Source organism: Mesorhizobium sp. B1-1-5, from assembly GCF_006443065.1.
Classification (GTDB): domain Bacteria; phylum Pseudomonadota; class Alphaproteobacteria; order Rhizobiales; family Rhizobiaceae; genus Mesorhizobium.
This window is the reverse complement of the sequence record NZ_VFWS01000396.1, coordinates 1-1,384: the sequence shown is the minus strand read 5'-3', so window position 1 is coordinate 1,384 and position 1,384 is coordinate 1. Positions and strand designations below refer to the sequence as shown.

The following is a 1,384-nucleotide window of genomic DNA, read 5'->3' as shown; positions in this document are numbered from 1 at the left end:
CGAGCAGCAGGAAGGCGGCGTTCCCGTGCCGACGATGAACAGCATCGTGTCGGCGCTACGCTTCTTCTTCACCCCAACGCTCGACCGCCCGGACCTGGCGCGTCGGCTCGTCCGGCTGTCGCATCCGCGCAACCTGCCCGTGGTGCTCAGTCGCGACGAGGTGGCCCGGCTGCTCAACGCCACCACCTGCCTCAAGCACCAGGCCGCGCTGTCGGTCGCTTATGGCGCGGGCCTGCGCGTGGCGGAGGTGTGGACGCTGAAGGTTGCCGACGTCGACAGCGAGCGCATGCTGTTGCGCGTCGAGCGCGGCAAGGGCGGGCGATACCGCAACGCCATGCTGTCGCAAGACCTGCTCTTGTTGCTGCGCCAGTGGTGGAAGGTCGGACGCCAGCAGGGCGTGATGCATCGCGACGGTTGGCTGTTCCCCGGACAGCACGCGATGAAGCCGATCAGCACGCGGCAGCTCTATCGCATCGTCGTCGAGGCGGCCCGGGCCGCCGACATCGCCAAGCGGGTCGGGCCGCACACGCTGCGTCACAGCTTCGCCACCCACCTGCTGGAGGACGGCACCGACATCCGGATCATCCAGGTCCTGCTCGGGCACGCCAAGCTGAACAGCACCGCCTTCTACACCAAGGTTGCAACCCGCACGGTGCGCACGGTCACGAGCCCGCTCGACAAGCTTGGCCTCTTCAAGCCGGAAGAGATCTCACCCGACGGCTGAGCGTGCGCGCCTCGATCGAGGTTGCCGACATCTTCCGCACTGCCGGGCCCGCCTACCGGGCCGCCCATGCAGGACATCTGACCCTGCAGCAGCTCAAGGTCATGCGATCGAGCACTGCCGCACCGTGGCCCTCGGCGGGCATGTCGAAGCCTGCGAGGACTGCGGCCAGTGGCGCATCGCCTACAACTCCTGTCGCAACCGGCACTGCCCGAAGTGCCAGGGCGCGGCCGCGCGGACATGGCTTGCCGAGCGCGAGGCCGACCTGCTGCCGGTCGGCTACTTCCATGTCGTGTTCACGCTGCCCGCCGAGGTCGCCGACATCGCGTTCCAGAACAAGGCGCTGGTCTACGACCTGCTGTTCAAGGCGGCGTCGGAGACGATGCTGACCATCGCGGCAGATCGGAAGCATCTCGGCGCGCGCATCGACATCACTGCCGTGCTCCACACCTGGGGTTCGGCGATGACGCACCATCCGCACGTGCACATGATCGTGCCGAGCGGCGGCATCGCGCCAGACGGAAGCCGGTGGATATCGTCGCGCCCGGCCTTCCTGCTGCCGGTGCGCGTGCTCGGCAAGCTGTTCCGCCGCCTGTTCCTCACGCGGCTGGTCGCGCTGCACGATGCCGGCCGGCTCACCTTCTTTGGATCGATGGCGCCCTT

The 1,384-nt window shown here is 68.1% G+C and carries 1 protein-coding gene and 1 pseudogene; both read left to right on the top strand.

Annotated features, from left to right (window positions below; all coding sequences use genetic code 11):
- A partial coding sequence (locus FJ980_RS31730; RefSeq protein WP_140547453.1) for a tyrosine-type recombinase/integrase occupies window positions 1–724 on the top strand: 724 nt, incomplete at its 5' end.
- A 2-nt stretch (window positions 725–726) separates the two neighbouring features.
- A pseudogene (locus FJ980_RS31725) lies at window positions 727–1,384 on the top strand (transposase zinc-binding domain-containing protein); the annotation flags it as partial.